Here is a 22,469-nt window from a genome sequence, read left to right as displayed (position 1 = left end):
CAATGAGGTCAGACCTCTGCCTTTTAACCCAAGGAGCCAGGATGAAACAGCCATTGAAACTGACGACTCGCCAGGGCGAACGGATTGCCGTCGTGGCGGGTCTGCGTACCCCCTTTGCCAAGCAGGCCACCGCCTTTCACGGCGTGCCCGCGGTGGATCTCGGCAAGCTGGTGGTGAGTGAACTGCTCGCCCGTACCGATCTCGATCCCGCACTCATCGACCAGCTGGTGTTCGGCCAGGTGGTACAGATGCCGGAAGCGCCCAACATAGCCCGCGAAATCGTGCTCGGCACCGGCATGAGCGTCACCACGGATGCCTATAGCGTGTCGCGCGCCTGCGCCACCAGTTTCCAGGCGGTGGCCAACGTCACCGAATCCATCATGGCCGGCACGGTCGACATCGCCATCGCCGGCGGGGCCGATTCCTCCTCAGTGCTACCCATCGGCGTCAGCAAGACGCTGGCCCGCGCCCTGGTGGATCTCAACAAGGCTCGCAACCTGCAGCAGCGTTTCAATATTCTGCGGGCATTGAGGATCAAGGATCTGATGCCGGTGCCGCCCGCCGTGGCCGAGTATTCCACCGGTCTCTCCATGGGGCAGACCGCCGAGCAGATGGCCAAGAGCCACCAGATTAGCCGCGAGGCACAAGATGCGCTGGCTCACCGCTCCCACAGCCTGGCGGCGCAAGCCTGGGCCGATGGCAAGCTGAGCGGCGAGGTGTTCACCGCCCACGTGCCCCCCTACAAGTCGCCGCTGGAGCGGGACAACAACATCCGCGAAAGCTCCGATCTGGCGAGCTACGCCAAGCTCAAACCCGTGTTTGACCGGGTGCATGGCACTGTCACCGCCGCCAACGCCACCCCGCTCACCGACGGTGCCGCCGCCGTGCTGCTGATGCGCGAAGGGCGAGCCAAAGAGCTGGGGCTCGAGCCGCTTGGCTATATCCGCAGCTTCGCCTTCTCTGCCATCGATGTGTGGCAGGACATGCTGATGGGCCCCTCCTATGCCACGCCGCTGGCGCTGGACCGCGCCGGCATCACGCTGGCCGACCTGACTCTTATCGACATGCACGAGGCCTTTGCCGCCCAGACCCTGGCCAACCTCAAGATGTTTTCAAGCCTGGAGTTTGCCCGCAGCAAATTGGGTCGGGATCAGGCCATCGGCGAGGTGGACATGGACAAGTTCAACGTGCTCGGTGGCTCCCTGGCCTATGGCCATCCCTTTGCCGCGACCGGTGCGCGCATGATCACCCAGACGCTGCACGAACTGCGTCGTCGGGGTGGGGGATTGGGGCTTAACACCGCCTGTGCGGCGGGTGGGCTCGGTGTGGCCATGGTGTTGGAGGTAGAGTGATGAGCGAGAAGACTTTTTCCCTGGCGGTGCGCCAGGATGGCATCGGTATCCTCACCATGGATGTGCCGGGCGAGAGCATGAATACCCTGAAGGCCGCCTTCGTGGACGAGATCCGCACAGTGCTGGCCGAGGTGAAGGCCAACAAGGAGCTGATCGGTCTGGTGGTGGCCTCCGGCAAGAAGGACTCCTTCATCGCAGGTGCCGACATCAGCATGCTGGCGGCCTGCACCAGTGCCCAGGATGCCCAGACGCTGTCGCGGGAAGGGCAGGTGATTTTTGCCGAGATCGAGTCGCTGGCCATCCCGGTGATCGCCGCCATTCACGGCCCCTGCCTCGGCGGCGGGCTGGAGCTGGCGCTGGCCTGTCATGGCCGGGTGGTGACAGATCACGGCAAAACCGTGCTGGGGCTGCCGGAAGTACAACTGGGTTTGCTGCCGGGCTCCGGCGGGACCCAGCGGCTGCCGCGTCTCATCGGGGTGGCCAAGGCGCTGGATCTGATGCTGACTGGCAAGCAGGTGCGGGCCAAACAGGCCAAAAAACTGGGGCTGGTGGACGATGTGGTGCCGCCCTCCATTCTGCTGGAAGCAGCCATCAAGCTGGCCAAGAAGGGCAAACCCCGCCACGAGCTGAAGCGGGATCTGCAGGGCAAGCTGCTGGAGACCAATGCGCTGGGCCGCAAGGTGCTGTTCGACCAGGCCCGCAAGGGGGTCAAAGCCAAGACCCGCGGCAACTACCCGGCGCCGGAGCGGATCCTCGAGGTGGTACGCATCGGGGTGGAAGAGGGGATGCAGGCCGGCCTCGCCGCCGAGTCCCGCCACTTTGGCGAGCTGGTGATGACGGCGGAATCCGCCGCCCTGCGCTCCATTTTCTTCGCCACCACAGAGATGAAGAAGGAGGTCACCTATCAGGGGGCCGAACCGCGCAAGGTCACCCATGCCGCCGTGCTGGGCGGGGGCCTGATGGGGGGCGGTATCGCCTTCGTCACCGCCACCAAGGCGGGGGTGCCGGTGCGGATCAAGGACGTGGCGAGTGCCGGCATCGGCAATGCCATGCGCTACAGCTACGAGATCCTGGCCAAGAAGCTCAAGCGTCGCCACATTCTGCGCAGCGAGCTGGAGAAGCAGATGAGCCTGCTGTCAGGCACGCTGGACTATTCGGGTTTCCACCGGGTGGACATGGTGGTGGAGGCGGTGTTTGAAGATCTCGCCCTCAAGCATCAGATGGTGAAGGAGGTGGAGCGCGAGTGCGGTGAGCACACAGTGTTTGCCTCCAACACCTCCTCCCTGCCCATCCACCAGATAGCGGCCGAGGCGGCGCACCCGGAGCGGATCGTGGGTCTGCACTACTTCAGCCCGGTGGACAAGATGCCGCTGGCCGAAATCATTCCCCACGCCGGCACCAGTGCCGAGACGGTGGCCACCACGCTGGCGTTTGCCCGTGCCCAGGGCAAGACCCCGATCGTGGTGAAAGACGAGGCGGGTTTCTACGTCAATCGCATCCTGGCGCCCTACATGAACGAGGCGGCCCGCCTGGTACTGGAAGGGGAGCCGGTGGAGGTGCTGGACGGCGCCCTGCTCGATTTCGGCTTCCCGGTCGGTCCCATCACCCTGCTCGACGAGGTGGGGATAGACGTGGGCGCCAAGATCTCGCCCATCCTGGAAAAAGAGCTGGGTGGCGAGCGCTTCCAGGCGCCGGCGGCGTTTGACAAGCTGCTGCAAAACGATCGCAAGGGGCGCAAGAACGGCAAGGGCTTCTACCTCTATGGCAAGGCGGCCAAAGGCAAGAAGAAGGTGGACGAGAGCGTCTACGCCGTGCTGGGCGTCAAGCCTGTGCCCAAGCAATCCCGGATGGAGATTGCCGAACGCTGCGTGCTGATGATGCTCAACGAAGCGGCCATGGCGCTGGACAGCGGCGTGGTGGCCTCGGCCCGTGACGGCGACATAGGCGCCATCTTCGGCATCGGCTTCCCGCCCTTCCTCGGCGGCCCCTTCCGCTACATGGACAGCCTCGGCATTGAGCACCTGGTGGGGCGCCTCGAGCACTACCAGAAACGCTACGGTGACCGCTTTGCACCCTGTGAGCGCCTCAAGGCGATGGCGGCGGAGCAGCTGAGCTTCTACTAAGCATCGCACCTTGCCGGTGACGGCAGGGCTGATGTCAAGGAGGCGACCTCGGGGTCGCCTCCTTCGTTTCGCGCGATCCATGCCGTGGGCGGCAGGCACCATCGGCTGACAACTGGCTGAATTGCGTCCATATTTGTCCTGGCCAAGGGCCAAATTGTTGATCCAGCGCAAAGTAGCCCCCTATTTATTACTTTGGTGGCATAGGACTCAGGCGCTGGTTGGGGTCAAATAGCATCATCAGGAACGGGGGGATAACCCCGTCACGAAAGGGACACCCATTTCACTGGATGAAGGACACATAATGAGTCTGCTTGAACAAACCATCTGGACTGTATTGGGATACGGGGCCATGCCCTTTATCTTCCTGAGCGGGTTTGTGGCGGTGGCAGTGACCTGCTGCTTGCTGCTCAATGCCTTCGGGGTCAAGTCCGCCGAGAAGTGATCCGCTTCTTTCGTTCATACCGCCAAATGCCAGTCTTCGGACTGGCATTTGTTTTTTGAGCCTTTTTCGGCACTTATCCGCGCCGCTCAGGGCAAATGTTTGGCCAAGGTGGTCGAACCGACCGCCGATTTTGATTACACTGGCGCGCAGTTTTTCCACCCCGGATTGACCACTCAAGGTATTCAAGGTTTCTATGGCTCTCAAGGCAACCGTATTCAAGGCTCAACTCAGCCTGTCCGACATGGACCGCCACCAATATCAGGACGTCTCACTGACCCTGGCTCGTCACCCTTCCGAGACCGATGAGCGCATGATGATCCGGCTGGCAGCCTTCGCCTGGCACGCCGCCGAGCGGCTGGAGTTCACCAAGGGGCTCTCCGCCGACGACGAGCCCGAGCTGTGGCGCAAGAACTATTCCGATGAAATCGAGCTCTGGATCGAGCTGGGCCAGCCCGACGAGCGCCGTCTGAAGAAGGCGTGCAACCGTTCCCGTCATGTGGTGCTCTACCTCTACGGTGGCCGTGGTACCAACGTCTGGTGGAAGCAGAATCAGGGCAAGCTCAGCCAGCACGACAACCTCACCGTGATCGAGCTCTCCGACAGCCAGACCCTGCCGCTGACCGCCATGGTGGCGCGCACCATGCACCTCACCTGCACCATCTCCGACGGTCAGCTCTGGGTCAGCAACGGTACGCTGGAAGTGACGCTGGATCCCGTCTTGCTGATGGGGCCACCCGCCCGCGAACTGTAAAGAGACTCGCCCATGTTCAGCGCACTGCTCAATATCGTCATCCCGGTGTTTGCCGTGGTGGGCCTGGGTGCCCTCTATGGTCGGCTGCGGCCGGGTGGGGCGCTGGGCTATGTCAACCGGGCCAATATCGAGCTGTTTACCCCGGCGCTGGTGTTCTCGGCGCTGGTCAAATATCCGCTGGCGCTGATGGCTCACCTGCCGCTCATCGCGGCGGGGGCCCTGGTAATCCTGTTGCCGGGACTGCTGCTCTCCCTGCTCAGGCTGAAAAGCATCAGCAGACCGGCCTTGATCCTGCCCGCCATGTTTCGCAACACCGGCAACCTCGGCATTCCGCTGATGGTGCTGGCCTTTGGCGAGCAGCAGCTGGGCGCCATCGTCATACTGTTCGTGCTCTCCAACCTGCTCCACTTCTCGGTGGGCATGTTCATCCTCTCGGCCAACACCTCCCGCTGGCTCTGGCTGCGCAGCCCTGTGCTGTGGGCCGCCTTTGCCGGCTTGCTGGTGGCCAACCTGCACATTGCGCTGCCGGAATACCTGGTGACCAGCGCCTCCCTGCTCGGCCAGATCTCGGTGCCCTTGATGCTGTTTGCCCTCGGCATCCGGCTGATGGAAGGGGAGTTGGATCATCTGGGGCTCGCCCTCAAGTGCAACCTGCTCTATCTGCTGACGGGCGGCATTTCCCTTGGTCTGGCGGTCTGGCTGCTGCCGCTGCAGCCGGCCTGGATCCCGCTCTTGATGCTGTCGGTGGCACTGCCCCCGGCTGTGCTCAACTACATGCTGTGCGAGCAGTACCAGTGCCAGCCCGAGAAAGTGGCCAGTATCGTGCTCGGCGGCAATGCGCTCTCGGTCGTCGTCATTCCGCTGGCGGTCTGGCTGGCCCTGCACATCAACGGTTGAGCCGGTTTTTTCCGCAGTTTTCGTGGACGCCTGCTGGCGTCCACGGCTTGCTCCTTCGCGCTTATCTTCCCCAGGCTGCGCCAGCTCTCACTCTGGGGAGCGGGGTGAGCGCAAGTTCCCTTTTCGTGATCCTCGGCGAAGTCGCTGCCGTCGAATTGGCATAGTATCTGGCCAGCATGAATCCCACCCAGGGTGGGAGCCAAGGGATTAACAACATGATGTCCGTCAGTAACCAATGTTTGTTGATGCAGATCCAGCCCACCATCTTGCGCTTTGCCAAGATGCTGGCCAGTGTGCTGCAACTGGAAGTGGAAATCGTCGACGCCAACATGGTGCGGGTGGCGGGAACCGGCCCTTACGGCAAGTTTTTCGGCCGCCAGCTGGAGGGTGACTCCCGCCTGTTGCGCTACGTGATCGAACACCAGAGCGAGAAGATAGTCACCCACACCAGCGAGGATCCCGTCTGTGAGGGGTGCAGCTGCAAGGAGAGCTGTCGGGAGCGCGCCTTCCTCGGGGTGCCCATCATGGTGGAGGAGACCTGCATCGGGGTCATCAGCCTGGTGGCCTTCAACGCCGAGCAGCAGGCGCGCCTCAACAACAATCTGCAGGAGGTGTGCGACTATGTGCAGCACATCTCCAGCATCTTCGTGGCCAAGCTGCTCGATTCCCGCGGCTTGTCGGACGGGGTCAACAAGGTGTTCCTCAACCTGATGAGCCACATGGATCAGGGCTGCCTGCTGCTCGACGAGAAGAGCCAGGTGCGCTATGCCAACGAGGTGGCGCTCAAGCAGCTCAACTGCCAGCAGGAGCAGTTGCTGGGGCGCGAGATTGGCGTGCGTCCGCTCACCTTCGCCCAGCAGGGGCTGACCGGGCACATGCAGCACATCATCACACTGGCGGATCGCCAGGAGCTCATCATAGGCCAGCTGCACCATGTGCAGGGCCAGCAGCTGTTTCTGATGGCGTTTCACCAGTCCCACTCGGCCCTGAGCCAGCCGCTGGAGCCGGACGAGGGCATGGCGCTGCTGATCGGCGAAAGCAAGCCGATGCGGGCGCTGAAAAAACTGCTCCATCGCATCGCTCTGAGCCCTTCCAGCGTGCTGGTGTGCGGCGAGAGCGGCACCGGCAAGGAGGTGGTGGCCCGCGCCATTCACCGGCTCAGCCCGCGTCATGACAAGCCCTTCATCGCCATCAACTGCGCCGCCATTCCGGAGCAGTTGCTGGAGAGCGAGCTGTTTGGCTACGTGAAGGGGGCCTTCACCGGCGCCTCCAGCGGCGGCAAGCAGGGGCTGATCCAGGCCGCCCATCAGGGCACCCTGTTTCTCGACGAGATAGGGGACATGCCGCTCACCATGCAGGCCAAGTTGCTGCGGGTGCTGGAGCTGCGGGAGGTGACGCCCATAGGTGCCAGCCGGCCCGTGCCGGTGGACATTCGCATCATAGCCGCGACCCACCAGCATCTGGAGCAGTACATTGCCGAGGGCAAGTTTCGCGAAGACCTCTTCTATCGCCTCAACGTCATCCCCATCCACCTGCCGCCCCTGCGCGAGCGGGAAGGGGACGTGGCGCTGCTGACCCACTACTTCCTCAACCTGCACACCAGCCGCATCGGCCTCATCTATCCGGGACTGAGCCCTGAGGTGATGGGCCTGCTCGAGGGGTATCGCTGGCCCGGCAACGTGCGCGAACTCAGCAACCTCATCGAATACCTGGTCAACGTGGTGCAGGCGGGGGAGGTGATCGAGAGCATTTTGTTGCCCCCCAATATCCTGCGCAACCAGCGAAGCGCGGCGGATGAGCAGCCTAGCGGCGCAGCGCACATAGCGCGGGCGCCGCTCGCGCCCGAGCCCTACGTCCATGCGGCGGCTTCCGATTCCTCCTTTGGCCATAATGCAGCTGTCAGCCCTGCACCTGGTACGCAGGGTGCGGCTGGGGTTCCCTGGCCTCTGCCGGGAGAGGGGAGCCTGCAAGGCCACGCAGCGGTGCGGGGAGCCGGCCAGGCCGAGCGAAGCCTGGAGCTGCCCCTCGGGGAAAACGGGCTGGAGAGCATGGAAAAGCAGGTGATAGAGGAGACCTTGCAGCGCCTTGGCAACAAGAAACTGGCCGCCCAAGCGTTGGGGATTGGGATTGCGACCCTCTATCGCAAGATAAAGAAGTACGAGATCGCCGTGCAGGCCTGATCCTCACACCGCCGCTGGCCACAAGCGGCGGTCTGTTCGCAGATAATGGCTGCGCCTTGAGCAAGGCCATTATCATTATGATAATTCCCCTGCATCGCCTATCAATTAACGGCCCGTATCTGATAGCCAGGGTGATAATTATCAGTGCGCATCTTGGCACTATTTTAAATACGGCTTTGGCGTGCCGGCATTTATCGTGAAAGCGTCACGCCATATGCCTGAATGGCGTTGTCATGTGCGCTGGCTCACATCTATTTTCCTGTTTCTCGTTATTCCCCCTTAAATACCGCATTGGCACACTTATTGATTGCTCTTGTTTGACGCTGACCGATGAACTCACCCAATGGCCCTATTTTCGGTGACCTTGTGAGTGGAAGGGGAGCAATCCATATCTCATCAACAGATTGGGGCTAACGATGAAAGCAGTGAACCAGTTAATCAAAGAGATCAATGAGCTCAAATCCAACCTGCATGAAAAGGACTTCCTGCTGACCTGGGAGCAGACCCCCCAGGAGCTGGCGCTGGTCCTCAAGCTGGCCGAGGCCCTCAAGGGGCTACGGGCCGAGAACATAGCCACCAGGCTGTTCAATACCGGCCTTGGCATCTCGGTGTTTCGTGACAACTCCACCCGCACCCGTTTCTCCTATGCCTCCGCCCTGAACCTGCTCGGCCTCACCCAACAGGATCTGGACGAGGGCAAATCCCAGATAGCCCACGGCGAGACGGTGCGCGAAACCGCCAACATGATCTCCTTTTGCGCCGATGCCATCGGTATTCGCGACGACATGTATCTGGGGGCGGGCAACGCCTACATGCGTGAAGTGGGCGCTGCACTGGACGAAGGGTTCGAGAAGGGGGTGCTGCCCCAGCGCCCGGCACTGGTCAACCTGCAGTGCGACATTGATCACCCGACCCAGTCCATGGCTGATCTCGCCTGGCTGCAGGAGCACTTCGGCAGCCTGGAGAGCCTCAAGGGCAAGAAGATTGCCATGACCTGGGCTTACTCCCCGAGCTACGGCAAGCCGCTCTCCGTGCCCCAGGGCATCATAGGGCTGATGACCCGCTTCGGCATGGAAGTGACCCTGGCCCACCCCGAAGGGTATGACCTGATCCCGGACGTGATCGCGGTGGCCCATGAGAATGCCAAGGCCTCCGGCGGCAGCTTCCGTCAGGTCACCTCCATGGAGGAGGCGTTCAAGGATGCCGACATCGTCTATCCCAAGTCCTGGGCGCCCTACCAGGTGATGGAGCAGCGCACCGAGCTGCTGCGGGCCAACGATCACGCCGGCCTCAAGGAGCTGGAGAAGCAGTGCCTGGCGCAGAACGCCAAGCACCAGGATTGGCACTGCACCGAAGAGATGATGGCCCTCACCAAGGGGGGCGAGGCGCTCTATATGCACTGCCTGCCCGCCGATATTACCGGCGTCTCCTGTCAGGCGGGCGAGGTGAGCGAAGGGGTGTTCGAGAAATACCGCATCGCCACTTATAAAGAGGCGAGCTGGAAGCCCTATATTATCGCCGCCATGATAGTTGCCCGTAAATTCTCGGCGCCGGGCGCCGCGCTCGAGGGGTTAATCAAAGAGGCGCAAAAACGCGTCAAATAATGGTTGGGCCGGGCCGGGAATATTTCCCGCCCGGCCATCATGGCGCAATTATTATCACGGGTTCTCTCCCCAGGGCGCTTTTTAATCAATGGTCCCCGGCGAGATGACTCTCTGTGAGGTATTCATGTCCCAATTCTCCCTGAAGATGGATATTGCCGATAACCGTTTCTTTACCGGTGAATCCCTGTCTCTGTTTTCCCGGGCAGAGGCGCAAAAGGCCCGCGCCTTTCACAAGAAACTGGCCGGTTATGAACCCACCCCCCTGTGCGATCTGAAAGCGCTCGCCGCCTATGTCGGGGTGAAAAAAATATTGGTCAAGGACGAGTCCAAGCGCTTTGGCCTCAACGCCTTCAAGATGCTGGGGGGCGTCTACGCCATCGCCAATTTGCTCTGCGAAAAATACGGGGTGGCGGTGGAGGATTTCACCTTCGATCTCATCAAGCGCACCATCAAGGAGCCGATGACCTTCGCCACCACCACGGATGGCAACCACGGTCGCGGCGTCGCCTGGGCCGCCAAACAGGTGGGTCAGCATGCGGTGGTCTACATGCCCAAGGGCTCGGCCCAGGAGCGGGTGGAGCACATTCTGGCGCTGGGGGCCGAGTGCATAGTCACCGACATGAACTACGACGATACAGTGCGTTTGACTATGAAGATGGCCAAGGAGCGCGGCTGGCACATAGTGCAGGACACTGCCTGGGAGGGCTACACCCAGATCCCGACCTGGATCATGCAGGGCTACGCCACCCTGGCCGATGAAGCGGTCGAGCAGATGCAGGCCATGGGCATCAAACAGCCCACCCACGTGCTGCTGCAGGCCGGGGTCGGGGCGCTGGCGGGCGGCGTGCTCGGCTATCTGGTGGACTGCTTCGGGGCGAAAAACCTGCACAGTATCGTGGTCGAGCCGGATCAGGCCGACTGCATCTACCGCTCCGGTGTGGCGGGGGAGATGGTCAACGTGGGGGGCGACATGCGCACCATCATGGCCGGTCTCGCCTGCGGCGAACCCAACCCCCTCGGCTGGCCCGTGCTGCGCGGCTGCACCACCCAGTTCATCTCCTGTCACGACAAGGTGTCTGCGCTCGGCATGCGGGTGCTCGGCAACCCCCTTGGCGACGATCCCCGCATCATCTCCGGCGAATCCGGTTCGGTCGGCACCGGCGTGCTGGCGGCGGTGCGCCACCACCCGGATCGCGCGGCGCTGATGACCCGTCTCGGGCTGGACAGCGACTCTGTGGTGCTGCTGATCAACACCGAAGGGGACACCGACGTGGCCCACTACCGGGAAGTGGTGTGGGAAGGCAAGCATCCCTCCTGCGAGTAAGAAACACGAATTGAAGAACTGCGAATTAAAGAACAGATCGCGCCTCGCCAACGGGGCGCGGTGAAGGGGTCAGGGCGCTGCCGACGAACAGGCAGCGCATTCTCGAATGTTTGGAGAAATCACAATGAGCAAGCAGATTCCGTTTGAAATGGTGTTGGAGAAAGCCCATCAGTACAAGGCCGAGATGAGTCAGTTCCTGCGCGACATGATAGCCATCCCGAGCGAAAGCTGTGATGAGAAGCGGGTGGTGCTGCGTATCAAGCAGGAGATGGAGAAGGTCGGTTTCGACAAGGTGGAGATAGATCCCATGGGCAACGTGCTGGGCTATATCGGCCAGGGCCCGCACCTGATCGCCATGGATGCCCACATAGACACGGTCGGGGTCGGCAACCGCGCCAACTGGACCTTCGATCCCTATGAGGGGATGGAGGATCACGAGATCATAGGTGGCCGCGGCGCCTCCGATCAGGAAGGGGGCATGGCCTCCATGGTCTATGCCGGCAAGATCATCAAGGATATGGGGCTGGAAGATCAATATACCCTGCTGGTGACAGGCACAGTGCAGGAGGAGGACTGCGACGGCCTCTGCTGGCAGTACATCATAGAGCAGAGCAAGATCCGCCCCGAGTTCGTGGTCAGTACCGAGCCGACCGACTGCCAGATCTACCGTGGCCACCGCGGCCGCATGGAGATCCGCGTCGAGGTGCAGGGGGTGAGCTGCCACGGCTCCGCGCCGGAGCGCGGTGACAACGCCATCTTCAAGATGGGCCCCATCCTGGGTGAGCTGCAGGAGTTGAGCCACAACCTCGGCCATGACGACTTCCTCGGCAAGGGCACATTGACCGTCTCCGAGATCTTCTTCACTTCGCCAAGCCGCTGCGCCGTGGCGGATAGCTGCGCCGTCTCCATCGACCGCCGCCTCACCTGGGGCGAGAGCTGGCAAGGTGCGCTGGACGAGATCCGCGCCCTGCCTGCGGTGCAAGCCGCCGGGGCCGAGGTCTCCATGTACCAGTACGACCGCCCGGCCTACACGGGGCTGGTCTACCCGACCGAGTGCTACTTCCCGACCTGGAAGGTGGAAGAGGATCACATCACGGTCCGGACCCTCTCCAAGGCTTACACCCAGCTGTTCAACAAGGCGCCTGTGGTCGACAAGTGGACCTTCTCCACCAACGGCGTCTCCATCATGGGTCGCCACGGTATTCCTGTCATCGGTTTTGGCCCGGGCAAGGAGCCGGAAGCCCATGCGCCGAACGAGAAGACCTGGAAGGAGCATCTGGTCAAGTGCGCTGCCATGTATGCCGTGATCCCCATGCTCTATCTGGCCGAGCTGGACGAATGAGGGGTCTGCCGGGCGGCGAGCGCTATCGCCGCCCCTCTGTTGCCAGTGCCCCGTCTCCATTGAGGCGGGGCCTTGCTGTTTGAAGCGATCTGATGTTCGAGGTGGTGGGGATGAAACGGCTGATCAAGAACGGCGTGCTGGTCGATGCACAGGGTGAATATCGTCAGGATCTGCTGATCGAGAACGGGGTGATCCGTGAGCGCGCAGCCGATATCCAGCCCGATGGCGAGACCGACATCATCGATGCCAACGGCTGCTACCTGATGCCGGGCGGCATCGACGTCCACACCCACTTCAATATCGATGTGGGGATTGCCCGCAGTTGCGATGACTTTTTCAGCGGTACCCGTGCCGCTGCCTGTGGTGGCACCACCACAGTTGTCGATCACATGGGATTTGGCCCGGCGGGGTGCAAGCTGCATCACCAGCTGGCTCGCTATCACGACTACGCCGCCACACAGGCGGTGATCGACTACAGCTTTCACGGCGTGATCCAGCATGTGGATGACGCCATCCTCCACGAGATGGCCGCCATGGTGCAGGAGGAGGGGATCAGCAGCTTCAAGCTCTATCTCACTTACCAGTACAAGCTGGGGGACCACGACGTGCTGCGCGCCCTGGCCCGCCTCAAAGAGGTGGGGGCGCTCGCCACCGTCCATCCCGAGAACGATGCCGCCATAGCGGCGCGGCGCGCGGCCCTGCTGGCTGCGGGCCACCATGAACCCTGGTATCACCCCCAGAGCCGCCCGCTCGAGTGCGAGGCGGAGGCGATCGCCCGGATGATCAATCTGGCGGCGCTGGCGGGCAATGCGCCGCTCTATATCGTCCACCTCTCCAACGGCTTGGGGCTCGAGTATCTGAAACTGGCGCGCCGCCAGGGGCAGCCGGTCTGGGTGGAAACCTGCCCGCAATATCTGCTGCTCGATGACAGCTGCTACTACAAGGAAAACGGGGTCGACTTCTTGTTGAGCCCGCCACTGCGCGGGCGCAGCGAGCAGGACAAGTTGTGGGTCGGCATCAGCGCGGGCGATATCGATACGGTGGCGACCGATCACTGCAACTTCTCCCACGCCCAGCGCATGACCCTCTCGGGCGGCGATTTCAGCCGCTGCCCCAACGGGCTGCCAGGGGTGGAGAACCGGATGTTGCTGCTGTTTGCCCACGGGGTGCTCGGTGGGCGCATCTCGCCGTCGCGCTTCGTGGCGCTTACCAGCGCCAACCCGGCGCGCCTCTTTGGCCTCTGGCCGCGCAAGGGCAACTTGCAACTTGGGTCTGACGCCGATCTGGTGATCATGGACCCCAGCGGCGAGACGCTTATCCGCCACGCCGCGCTGCACGACAACGGCGACTACAGCCCCTACGAGGGGATGCGCTGCCCGGGCCGGATCAGGCTGACCCTGAGCCGCGGCGAGACAGTGGCCCGCGACGGCGAGTTCACCGGGCAACGGGGCCATGGCCGGTTTTTGGCCAGAGCGCCGTTTGATCCGCTGCTCGGCGCGGCTGTCAGTGCGCCACCCCCTTCAACCACTCATTTGGCAACCCGCTAGGGCGAGCGCCAGCGGACGGCGCGGTTTGCGCCCTTCCCGAACAAGGACAAGGGGTCGGTATGACATCGGCCCATCCCCTCATTGGAGAGAACAAGATGAAACAGCGAATCGTACTGGCTCTGGGTGGCAATGCCCTTGGCAACAACCTGCCCGAGCAGATGAAGGCGGTGCAGAGCACGGCGCACACCATAGCCGACCTGATTGCTCAGGGGCATGAAGTGGTGGTGACCCACGGCAACGGCCCCCAGGTGGGGATGATCCAGCAGGCATTCGAGGTGGCGGCCCGCCACGACGCAAAAGCGCCCCATCTGCCCATGTCGGTCTGCGTGGCCCTGAGCCAGGGCTACATCGGTTATGACCTGCAAAACGCCCTGCGCGAGGCCCTGCTTGAGCGCGGCATTCACAAGCCGGTCGCCACTCTGGTGACGCAAGTTGAGGTGGATAAAAACGATCCCGCCTTTCTCGACCCGAGCAAGCCTATCGGCGGCTTCTTCAGCAAGGAGGAGGCCGAGGTGTTGATGGCCAGGGGCGAGTGTCTCAAAGAGGATGCCGGCCGTGGCTATCGCCGGGTGGTGGCATCCCCCAAACCCGTCGACATCATAGAGAAGGAGACAGTCTCCGCCATGCTGGCGGCGGGACAGGTGGTGATCACCGTCGGTGGTGGCGGGATCCCTGTGCTGCGCGAGGGGAACCACCTGCGCGGCGCCAGCGCCGTGATCGACAAGGATTGGGCCAGCGCCAAACTGGCGGAGCTGATCGATGCCGACATGCTGATCATCCTCACCGCGGTGGAGAAGGTCGCCATCAACTTCGGCAAGCCCGATGTGCAGTGGCTCGATACCCTGAGCGTGGCCGATGCCAACGGCTTTATCGCCCAGGGGCAGTTTGCCAGGGGCTCCATGCTGCCCAAGGTGGAGGCGGCGCTCTCGTTCGCCACATCCTTGCCGGGGCGCAAATCCCTGATCACATTGCTGGAGAAGGCCGCAGAGGGGATCGCCGGCAAAACCGGCACCCTGATCAGCCTGTAGCCTCGCCTTTGATGGGTGCAAACAGGGGGCCCAAGGCCCCCTTTGTGTTGGCAGACAGACCCGTTACCCGACGATGGGCAGGGCGAAAGGAGAGGCGTAAGATGGCCCCCCTTGGCATAAGATGGGCCAGCAGCAGAGGCGACAAGGCAGAGCAATGAGCACAAAGATCAATATGGCGGCGCTGGGGGGATTGGTCCTGCTCACCGCTATCTGGAGTTACAGCTGGATCGTGATGAAGCAGGTGATGCTCTACGCGGGGGCCTTCGAGTTCACCGCCCTGCGCTGCCTGTGCGGATCCCTGGTGTTGCTGCTGGTGCAGTGCCTGCGCGGCCGCCGTTATCTCAAACCCACCCCGTTTCGCTATACCCTCGCCATCGCCCTGTTCCAGACCTGCGGCATGGTGGGGCTGGCCCAGTGGGCGCTCATCAGCGGCGGGGCGGGCAAGGTGGCCATTCTGAGTTACACCATGCCGTTCTGGGTGGTGATCTTCGCGGCGCTCTTCCTGGGGGAGCGGATGCGCAAGCTGCACTATGTGGCGGTCGGGGTGGCGGCTTGCGGACTGCTGTTGGTGATCGAGCCCTGGCAACTGCACCTGGATTCCATGAAGAGCGCACTGCTGGGCATTGCCTCCGGCATCTGCTGGGGGATCAGCGCCATCATCGCCAAGCGGATGTATGCCCGCCACCCCAGGGTGGATCTCATGTCCCTCACCACCTGGCAGATGATCTACGCCACCATTGTGATGGCGCTGGTGGCGGCCCTGGTGCCGGAGCGGCCCATCGACTGGCAGCCCTACGTGTTTGGCGCACTCGCCTACAGCGCCATCTTCGCCACTGCGCTGGCCTGGAGCCTCTGGCTGTTTGTACTGAAAAAATTGCCGGCGGGGATTGCCGGGCTCAGCACACTGGCGGTGCCGGTAACAGGAGTGCTGCTCTCCTGGTGGCTGCTCGGCGAGGATCCGGGGCCGGTGGAGGGGAGCGGCATCCTGCTTATCGTGCTGGCGCTTGTCGTCATCAGCCGCAAGGGCAAACGATCCGTGGTGACTGTGGCGGGGGAGACCCGGATCAAGCACGGCTGAGTCGATTGGAGGAACGAGAATGGAAAAGGGCCCGCCATGATGGCGGGCCCTTTTTTGCTTCTGTGCTGGCTTATCTGCGCTGAGCCAGATGCATCATGGCCTCCAGCACGGCGCCACCAATCGATAACGCGGGCCTTGCCGATAGGGCAATGGCGTTTGCCCTTATCTGCGCTGCGCAAGATGCATCATGGCTTCCAATACCGCGCCACCGATCGCCCGGGCCTTGTCCGATACCGTAGTGGGGTCGGCGCGCTCGCCGCGCGGGTCTATGTCACCGATCTTGAAGCCGACAGTCACCTCTATGCCATCGCTGAGCAGTCCCCGCACCATGCCAGAGAGCGGCGCGATAATGGGTGCGTCCCCCACGTGGGCGATGACATCACCCTCCTGCACCAGATCGCCGAGCTTGATCAGGCTCTTCATCATCCCGGGGGCGGGGGCGCGCACCACCCGGCGGGCCGAGTGCCCCTCGATCACCCCGGGAATGCCGGTGTTGGGCTGGGCGGGGCCCTGATAGATGACCCGACCCAGATGGTGGCCGCGGTTGGTCTCGATCACCGCATCGCAGTCGCGTCCCGCCTCGAAACCCGGGCCAAGGGCCACAGTAATGGGGGCCATCTCCCTGTGGGTGCCGAGGTTCTGCTTGGCCAAAATGGCATCCACCAGATAGCGGGGCTTGAGTTCGGCAAGGGTGACACAGTCGGGGTCAACCAGCAGCGGGATTATGCCCAGATCCAGCTGCTCGAACGCCTGCTCAACGCTGTCGACCCGCTTGGCACGCACCCCTTCTACGCTGGTTTCGCCGTCAAACATCCCCTGGGCGAAGGCGACGGTGCGGCGGATCACAGTGGGCTTGTCGAGATCCAGCATCACCACCTTGAAGCCGGCATTGTAGAGCCGCAGCGCGACGCCGGTGGCGATATCGCCGGAGCCGCGCATCACTACCAGCCTATCCCGCTTGAGGCGCACGTCATCCTGCATCAGGCCGCCCGCTTTGCCGTTTTTCACCTGCAGCAGCTCGGCGAGTATGCTGATGGCGATCTCCTCCGGAGTCTCGGCGCCTATGTTGTAGCCGATGGGGGCATGCAAGCGCTGCAGCTGTTCCTGACTCACCCCTTGCTGGCGCAGGGCCTGGGTGAAGGTCTGCACCTTGCGCTTGCTGGCGAGCAGCCCCAGATAGGCGAGGGGACGGGAGATGAGGCGCTCCAGCGCCTCCTTGTCCTGGTGGTTGGTGGCTATGATGACGAAGTTGGCGGGCTCTATGGCCAGCGCCTCGATCACGGCGCCCATGCTCTCGGCCTGCTTGAGATGGGTACCGGCCGGGAAGAGCTCGGGGTTGAGGCTCCCTTCAAAACAGTCGCCGACATGGATATCAAAGCCCAAGGGAGCCGCAGCCTGGGCCAGCGCCCGGTTGACGTGGCCGGCGCCGATCAATACCAGACGGGGGCGCAGGCCGTAGACATCGATATAGACCGACATGGCGCCGCCGCAATCCGAGCCCACCGCATGCTCGCCGTTGCGGGCCATGCGGCCATGGAAGATGCGCGGCTTGCGCTCGGCAATGGCTGCCACCGCCTCCTCTATCACCAGCCGCTCTATCATGCCGCCGCCTATGGTGCCGAGGATCTGGCCATCGGCCATCACCAGCATCTGGGCCTGATGGCGCGGGGTAGAGCCGCGGCTCTCGATGATCTGGGCCATCGCGAACGGGGTGTTGGCTTGTTCCAGTCGGGCTGCGTGTGAAAAAAGATTCATAAGGTACCTCATTTCATCCTTAACGGGTCATGCGCGCGGTGAAGCCACCGGTTCGCCATCCAGAGGGGTCTGGCTCACCACATGACGAATGGCGATGGGCTCGCGTACCGCTCCCTGCCAGATGGCGTGGAGCTCGGGGTGACGGGCCAGCAGCGTTATCAACTGCGGCTGCCATGACGCCTCATTTTGATAATCGCCATTGATAAACCAGATCCGGCGGGCCCTGGCCGGGGTGCCCTTGAACATCCCCTGGGGGTGGGCGAGCAGCCGGTCAAACAGCGCCCAATCCAGCGGCTCACCGGCCTCTATCCCGCACAGGGACTGGAGCTCGGCCCAGCGGTGGATCTGTTGCGGGTCGGCCTTAGCCCCCACCATGGCGCCGCCCACCAGGGCGATTACCCAATCACTGCTGCTGGGAATGCAAGGTTCATGCAAAGCGGGCACTTTCAATAACTTGTGATGGGCGCCGTCCGCCTCCACCAGGATGATGTCGAAGCGCTGCTGCCCCTTGAGCAGATCGATCTGCTGGGCGCTGGGGCCCACCGCCTTGCCGCTGGTTCGATCGAGATGGCTGAACAGGGCGACCAGGGTGGGGCCATCGGGCAGGTGCTGGCAGCGGGTGAGCTGGCGGACGGGATCGGCTTCCAGGATCAACTCCCGATAGTGTGACTGGGCTGGCAGAAACATCCGGGTGCTGGTGGTAATCAGCACCCTTTTGCCCTGCCGATAAAAATATTCCGCCAGCCAGAACAGGGTGCTGGTTTTGCCGCCGGCGCCGCAGAGGCTAATTAAGGTGGTACGGCTATCTATATTTTCGGTGAGCGGGTTTAATAGTGTCTCAATATCGGGAAAGGCACGCTGGACAGGTGAGGGGATGGGCATGGCAACGACCGATTCAAATAAGGGCGCAGGCAGTGAACAGCACTGTCATTCCAGAACGAGATGCGACTGCATAATAACGGCGGCCGGCCTCTCGTCGCGAATGGGCGCGTGGAAACTGATGCTACCGTATCTCCAGAGCACGATTCTTGATGAGAGTCTCAAAAATGCCCTCGCTTTCTGTGACCGGATTATTCTGGTGGTGGGGCATCGAGGTGACGAGCTGATGGCGCGCTATGCAGAGAGACCCGAGATCCTGCTGGTGGAAAACCATGATTATGCACAGGGGCTCGGCAGCTCCATCCGGCTGGCACTGGCGGCCAGCAGCAGCGACTACCTCTTCATCTCCCACGGCGATCTGCCCTGCATTCCTCTCGATGTCTACCAGACGCTCTGGCAGGCACGGGGCCCCCACACACTTTTTCCCCGTTATCTGGGTGAGTCAGGGCACCCTGTGTTGCTGCCATCATCCCTTGGCAAGGCGCTGGCCGAGGCGCCGGTACAAGGCTCGATCCGCCGCTGGCTGATGGCACATCCCCATCGCTTCGTCGAGGTGCACAGTGACGCCATCCTGCTGGATGTGGACACACCTGAGCGTTATCAGGCGCTGCTGCGGGCAGACGACGCTGGCTGAGCCAGGTTGTTGTCGAGTGCATAATTATGAAAATCGGAACCAGGACAAACACGGCATTGTGGCCGCTGTGGTGGCCGACATTATCACCCTGCGTGGCCTGATAAAGGCAGGCGAAACGAGATTATCAAACTGATATTCAACCCCGCCAACGTGAGACTTTCTCAGCATCTATCGCTATTTCAACGTGATTAATGTGCGTTATTGATAGCCGCTCTCATCCCCGAAACAGGTATTGCCAGTCGACATTTCATTAATTCGAGGTGCCTCACGCTTTTACGCGCACATAATTAAATTTTCCAGCACTGGCCTGATTGTTGCTCTTGTCTGTTTCAAGGGGCTGTCTCGTGAATGCGCCCCATTTATTCACCCAGTCAATGAGCAGAACCGCTGCAAGGAGATCATCATGGGCGATATTATGCGACCCCTTCCATTCAAGAACCTGCTGACCCGCATTTTTGCGGAATATAAAGAGAGTCAGAGCATTTTCGGTATTCCCGCCGCGCAATTCTATCGCAAGCAGGACGAGCGCAAGATCAAGGTGTTCGGTGAAACCTGCGAAACCCCCATAGGTCCGGCGGCCGGTCCCCATACCCAGCTGGCCCAGAATATCGTCACCTCCTGGCTGACCGGCGGGCGCTTTATCGAGCTCAAGACGGTGCAGATCCTGGACCGTCTCGAACTGGCCAAGCCCTGCATCGATGCCGAGGATGAGTGCTTCAACACCGAGTGGTCCACCGAGTTCACCCTGCCCAAGGCGTTCGACGAGTACCTCAAAGCCTGGTTCGCCCTCTATCTGCTGGAAGAGGTGTTCGACCCCCGTCTCGACGGGGAGGCCAAGTCCTTCATCTTCAACATGAGCGTGGGTTACAACCTCGATGGCATCAAACAGCCGCCGATGCAGCAGTTTATCCACAGTTTGAAGGATGCCAGCACCAGTGCGAAGTTTGCCGAGTACCAGCAAGTGCTGCGCGAGCTGGTGGCCGACGAGCAGTTTATCGCCGAGCTGGGACTGGGTTCCCGCCGCGATCGCCTGCAACAGCTGGCGGACTGCATCCCGGCCAATCTGGTGCACGGCGTCACCCTCTCCACCATGCACGGTTGCCCGCCCAACGAGATTGAGGCCATCTGCCGTTACATGCTGGAGGAGAAGGGGCTCAACACCTTCGTCAAACTGAACCCGACCCTGCTTGGCTACCCGCGGGTGCGCGAGATCCTCGACACTTGCGGCTTTGATTACATAGGTCTGAGCGAAGCGTCGTTCGATCACGACCTCAAGCTGGATCAGGCCAAGGCCATGCTGACCCGTTTGATGGCGCTGGGAGCCGAGAAGGGGCTCACCTTCGGGGTCAAGCTCACCAATACGCTCGGCACCATCAACCGCAAGGGGGCGCTGCCGGGTGATGAGATGTACATGTCCGGCCGGGCGCTGTTCCCGCTCTCCATCAACGTGGCCGCCGTGCTGTCCCGTGCCTTCGATGGCAAGCTGCCCATCTCCTACTCGGGTGGCGCCAGCAAGTTCAACATCGCGGATATCTTCGAGACCGGCATTCGCCCCATCACAATGGCGACCGACCTGCTCAAACCCGGTGGCTACCTGCGCCAGCTCGAGTGCCTCAAAGAGATAGACGCTTCAGAGTGCTGGGGCATGAGTCAGGTGGATGTAGAGAAGCTGGAAGCCCTTGCCGCCAAGGCGCTCACCATGGATTACACCCAGAAGGAGTGGAAGTCCGGGGATCGCATCGAAGTGGGTGGCGGCCTGCCGCTGACCGACTGCTATGTGGCGCCCTGCGTCACCGCCTGCGCCGTGCATCAGGACATCCCCGAGTACATTCGCCTGATGGGCGAAGGGGAGTATGTGGCCGCCCTTGAGCTGATTTATCAGCGCAACGCCTTGCCCGCCATCACAGGCCATATCTGCGATCACCAGTGTCAGTACAACTGCACTCGTCTGGATTACGACAGCCCGCTCAATATCCGCGAACTCAAGAAGGTCGCGCTGGAGCGTGGCTGGGAAGGGTACAAGGCGCGCTGGCACAAGCCGGCAGGTAGCGGTGACAAGCACCCGGTGGCCGTGATTGGCGCAGGCCCGGCCGGCCTCTCCGCCGGTTACTTCCTGGCCCGTGCCGGCCATCCGGTCACCATCTTCGAGCGCGAAGCCGATGCCGGTGGCGTGGTCAAACACATCATCCCCGAGTTCCGCATCCCGGCCGAGCTTATCGCGCACGACATCGACTTTGTCGCCGCCCACGGGGTCAAGTTTGAGTTTGGCTGCGATACGGCCCTGACTGTCGACAAGCTGCACGCCCAGGGCTTTGCCTATGTCTTCGTCGGCATAGGTGCCGACAAGAATGGCGGCATGCGCCTCGAAGGGGGCCATGAACGGGTCTACAAATCCTTCCATTTCCTGCGCAGCTTCAATCAGGGCAAACCCCTGCCGCTCGGCCGCCATGTGGCTGTGGTCGGCGCCGGCAACACCGCCATGGATTGCGCCCGCGCGGCCCTCAAGGTGCCCGGTGTCAGCGATGTGACCGTGATCTACCGTCGCAGCGAAAAAGAGATGCCAGCTTACCGTGAGGAGGTTCTGGAAGCGGTGGAGGATGGGGTGCGTTTTTGCTTTCTCACCAATCCGGAGCGCTTTGACAAAGATGGCAAGCTTGTCGTGCGGATGATGGCGCTGGGGGAACCTGACGAGCAGGGCCGCCGCCGTCCTGTGCCCACAGATCAGACAGAAGTGATGCAGATGGATGCGCTGATCACCGCCATCGGCGAGCAACCCGATTGTGACGTGCTCGAGGCGATGGGAATTCCCCTTGGCAGCGATGGCTGGCCCGAGGTGGATAGCCAGGGCGAGACCAGCCGTCGCAACGTTTTCCTCATCGGTGACGTGCAAAGCGGCCCGTCTTCCATAGTCGGTGCCATCGGCGGAGCCCGCCGCGCCGCGGATCTGGTGCTGGCCCGCGAGCATATCGCCAGCCAGCAGAGTGACGTGACCACCCAGCCATCGGGCAAGGATGAGATCTACCGCCGCAAGGGGAGTATCGCCGTCACCCTGGTCGACAAGGGCGAGCGGGAGGCCTTCGTGGCGCAAGAGGCGCACCGTTGCCTCGAGTGCAACTACCTCTGCAGCAAGTGCGTGGATGTCTGCCCCAACCGGGCCAACGTCGCCATCGCCGTGCCGGACTTCAAGGATCAGTTCCAGACATTGCACCTGGATGCCTACTGCAACGAGTGCGGCAACTGCGCCCAGTTCTGCCCCTGGCAGGGCAAGCCCTATCAGGACAAGGTCACCATCTTCAGCCTGCCCGAGGACTTCGACAACAGCCGCAACCCCGGTTTCTACTTGGCCGATGGCGGTGAACTGAGGATCCGTCAGGGTGGCGAGACCTATCGCCTGACCATAGACGAGCAGAGCCGGATCCAGGATGCCCCCGAGGCCCTGGCCGACATGTGCCGCATCATCAGCCATGTCCACGCCCATCACCACTACCTGCTGGGGGCCGTCGCGGCCTGAGCGAACGAATAAGCGAAGGAGC

The 22,469-nt window shown here is 62.2% G+C and carries 16 protein-coding genes; 14 read left to right on the top strand and 2 right to left on the bottom strand.

Going from position 1 to position 22,469, the window contains the following annotated elements; genetic code table 11:
• The first annotated feature begins 41 nt into the window (after positions 1–41).
• The 12 genes from fadI to CK910_RS17210 all read left to right on the top strand — a co-directional run bounded on the left by fadI (position 42) and on the right by CK910_RS17210 (position 15,668).
• The gene (gene fadI, locus CK910_RS17265; RefSeq protein ID WP_098984124.1) at positions 42–1,352 is read left to right on the top strand and encodes an acetyl-CoA C-acyltransferase FadI; all 1,311 of its coding nucleotides are present in this window, start codon (positions 42–44) and stop codon (positions 1,350–1,352) included.
• Positions 1,352–3,475 carry a fatty acid oxidation complex subunit alpha FadJ gene (gene fadJ / locus CK910_RS17260; RefSeq protein WP_098984123.1) on the top strand — a complete coding sequence of 708 codons (2,124 nt, stop codon included), beginning with the start codon at positions 1,352–1,354 and terminating at the stop codon, positions 3,473–3,475. Before fadI ends, fadJ begins: the two co-directional genes overlap by 1 nt.
• A gap of 301 nt (positions 3,476–3,776) precedes the next feature.
• Complete coding sequence (locus CK910_RS17255) at positions 3,777–3,917, top strand: TIGR02808 family protein (RefSeq protein WP_005301193.1); 141 nt, start codon at positions 3,777–3,779, stop codon at positions 3,915–3,917.
• A gap of 193 nt (positions 3,918–4,110) precedes the next feature.
• Positions 4,111–4,668 carry a YaeQ family protein gene (locus CK910_RS17250; RefSeq protein ID WP_043137693.1) on the top strand — a complete coding sequence of 186 codons (558 nt, stop codon included), beginning with the start codon at positions 4,111–4,113 and terminating at the stop codon, positions 4,666–4,668.
• 12 nt (positions 4,669–4,680) lie between these two features.
• Entirely contained in the window at positions 4,681–5,565 is an 885-nt protein-coding gene (locus CK910_RS17245) for an AEC family transporter (RefSeq protein WP_098984122.1), read from the top strand.
• A 215-nt stretch (positions 5,566–5,780) separates the two neighbouring features.
• Positions 5,781–7,745, top strand: coding sequence for a sigma 54-interacting transcriptional regulator (locus CK910_RS17240; protein WP_098984121.1), 1,965 nt, complete (start codon positions 5,781–5,783; stop codon positions 7,743–7,745).
• Between the two features lie 416 nt (positions 7,746–8,161).
• Positions 8,162–9,349, top strand: a complete 1,188-nt coding sequence (ygeW, locus tag CK910_RS17235; protein WP_098984120.1) for a knotted carbamoyltransferase YgeW — start codon at positions 8,162–8,164, stop codon at positions 9,347–9,349.
• Positions 9,350–9,473: 124 nt separating this feature from the next.
• Positions 9,474–10,673, top strand: coding sequence for a diaminopropionate ammonia-lyase (dpaL, locus tag CK910_RS17230; RefSeq protein ID WP_098984119.1), 1,200 nt, complete (start codon positions 9,474–9,476; stop codon positions 10,671–10,673).
• Positions 10,674–10,797: 124 nt separating this feature from the next.
• Positions 10,798–12,015, top strand: coding sequence for a YgeY family selenium metabolism-linked hydrolase (locus CK910_RS17225; RefSeq protein ID WP_098984118.1), 1,218 nt, complete (start codon positions 10,798–10,800; stop codon positions 12,013–12,015).
• Between the two features lie 110 nt (positions 12,016–12,125).
• A complete protein-coding gene (gene hydA / locus CK910_RS17220; RefSeq protein WP_098985139.1) occupies positions 12,126–13,562 on the top strand; it encodes a dihydropyrimidinase in 1,437 nt (478 codons plus the stop codon).
• A 95-nt stretch (positions 13,563–13,657) separates the two neighbouring features.
• A complete protein-coding gene (gene arcC / locus CK910_RS17215) occupies positions 13,658–14,590 on the top strand; it encodes a carbamate kinase (protein ID WP_098985138.1) in 933 nt (310 codons plus the stop codon).
• Between the two features lie 154 nt (positions 14,591–14,744).
• On the top strand, positions 14,745–15,668 hold the full coding sequence (locus CK910_RS17210) for a DMT family transporter (protein ID WP_098984117.1): 924 nt from the start codon (positions 14,745–14,747) through the stop codon (positions 15,666–15,668).
• 162 nt (positions 15,669–15,830) lie between these two features.
• On the opposite strand, the gene yqeB is transcribed toward CK910_RS17210, so the two are convergent.
• Both yqeB and yqeC read right to left on the bottom strand, forming a co-directional pair.
• Positions 15,831–17,423: a selenium-dependent molybdenum cofactor biosynthesis protein YqeB gene (gene yqeB / locus CK910_RS17205; RefSeq protein ID WP_098984116.1), complete on the bottom strand. Its 1,593-nt coding sequence runs from the start codon at positions 17,421–17,423 to the stop codon at positions 15,831–15,833.
• A gap of 27 nt (positions 17,424–17,450) precedes the next feature.
• Positions 17,451–18,305 carry a selenium cofactor biosynthesis protein YqeC gene (gene yqeC / locus CK910_RS17200; protein ID WP_098984115.1) on the bottom strand — a complete coding sequence of 285 codons (855 nt, stop codon included), beginning with the start codon at positions 18,303–18,305 and terminating at the stop codon, positions 17,451–17,453.
• On the opposite strand from yqeC, the gene mocA reads away from it, so the two are divergent.
• On the top strand, positions 18,298–18,936 hold the full coding sequence (mocA, locus tag CK910_RS17195; protein ID WP_098984114.1) for a molybdenum cofactor cytidylyltransferase: 639 nt from the start codon (positions 18,298–18,300) through the stop codon (positions 18,934–18,936). The genes yqeC and mocA overlap by 8 nt on opposite strands.
• 403 nt (positions 18,937–19,339) lie before the next feature.
• The gene (gene ygfK, locus CK910_RS17190) at positions 19,340–22,447 is read left to right on the top strand and encodes a putative selenate reductase subunit YgfK (protein ID WP_098984113.1); all 3,108 of its coding nucleotides are present in this window, start codon (positions 19,340–19,342) and stop codon (positions 22,445–22,447) included.
• The last annotated feature ends 22 nt before the right edge of the window (positions 22,448–22,469 follow it).

The sequence above is a fragment of the Aeromonas sp. CA23 genome, assembly GCF_002587065.1.
GTDB classification, from domain to species: Bacteria; Pseudomonadota; Gammaproteobacteria; order Enterobacterales; family Aeromonadaceae; genus Aeromonas; species Aeromonas bestiarum.
The sequence above is the reverse complement of the archived record's forward strand: the minus strand, read 5'-3'. Positions and strand labels throughout refer to the sequence as shown.

Excerpts from the sequence above, each read along its gene's own strand:
- mocA (WP_098984114.1), top strand. The coding sequence starts at position 18,298 with ATGGGCATGGCAACGACCGATTCAAATAAGGGCGCAGGCAGTGAACAG.
- CK910_RS17245 (WP_098984122.1), top strand. The coding sequence starts at position 4,681 with ATGTTCAGCGCACTGCTCAATATCGTCATCCCGGTGTTTGCCGTGGTG.
- ygfK (WP_098984113.1), top strand. The coding sequence starts at position 19,340 with ATGGGCGATATTATGCGACCCCTTCCATTCAAGAACCTGCTGACCCGC.
- CK910_RS17240 (WP_098984121.1), top strand. The coding sequence starts at position 5,781 with ATGATGTCCGTCAGTAACCAATGTTTGTTGATGCAGATCCAGCCCACC.
- yqeC (WP_098984115.1), bottom strand. The coding sequence starts at position 18,305 with ATGCCCATCCCCTCACCTGTCCAGCGTGCCTTTCCCGATATTGAGACA.
- fadJ (WP_098984123.1), top strand. The coding sequence starts at position 1,352 with ATGAGCGAGAAGACTTTTTCCCTGGCGGTGCGCCAGGATGGCATCGGT.
- CK910_RS17225 (WP_098984118.1), top strand. The coding sequence starts at position 10,798 with ATGAGCAAGCAGATTCCGTTTGAAATGGTGTTGGAGAAAGCCCATCAG.
- yqeB (WP_098984116.1), bottom strand. The coding sequence starts at position 17,423 with ATGAATCTTTTTTCACACGCAGCCCGACTGGAACAAGCCAACACCCCG.
- CK910_RS17210 (WP_098984117.1), top strand. The coding sequence starts at position 14,745 with ATGAGCACAAAGATCAATATGGCGGCGCTGGGGGGATTGGTCCTGCTC.
- arcC (WP_098985138.1), top strand. The coding sequence starts at position 13,658 with ATGAAACAGCGAATCGTACTGGCTCTGGGTGGCAATGCCCTTGGCAAC.
- dpaL (WP_098984119.1), top strand. The coding sequence starts at position 9,474 with ATGTCCCAATTCTCCCTGAAGATGGATATTGCCGATAACCGTTTCTTT.
- CK910_RS17255 (WP_005301193.1), top strand. The coding sequence starts at position 3,777 with ATGAGTCTGCTTGAACAAACCATCTGGACTGTATTGGGATACGGGGCC.
- ygeW (WP_098984120.1), top strand. The coding sequence starts at position 8,162 with ATGAAAGCAGTGAACCAGTTAATCAAAGAGATCAATGAGCTCAAATCC.
- hydA (WP_098985139.1), top strand. The coding sequence starts at position 12,126 with ATGAAACGGCTGATCAAGAACGGCGTGCTGGTCGATGCACAGGGTGAA.
- fadI (WP_098984124.1), top strand. The coding sequence starts at position 42 with ATGAAACAGCCATTGAAACTGACGACTCGCCAGGGCGAACGGATTGCC.
- CK910_RS17250 (WP_043137693.1), top strand. The coding sequence starts at position 4,111 with ATGGCTCTCAAGGCAACCGTATTCAAGGCTCAACTCAGCCTGTCCGAC.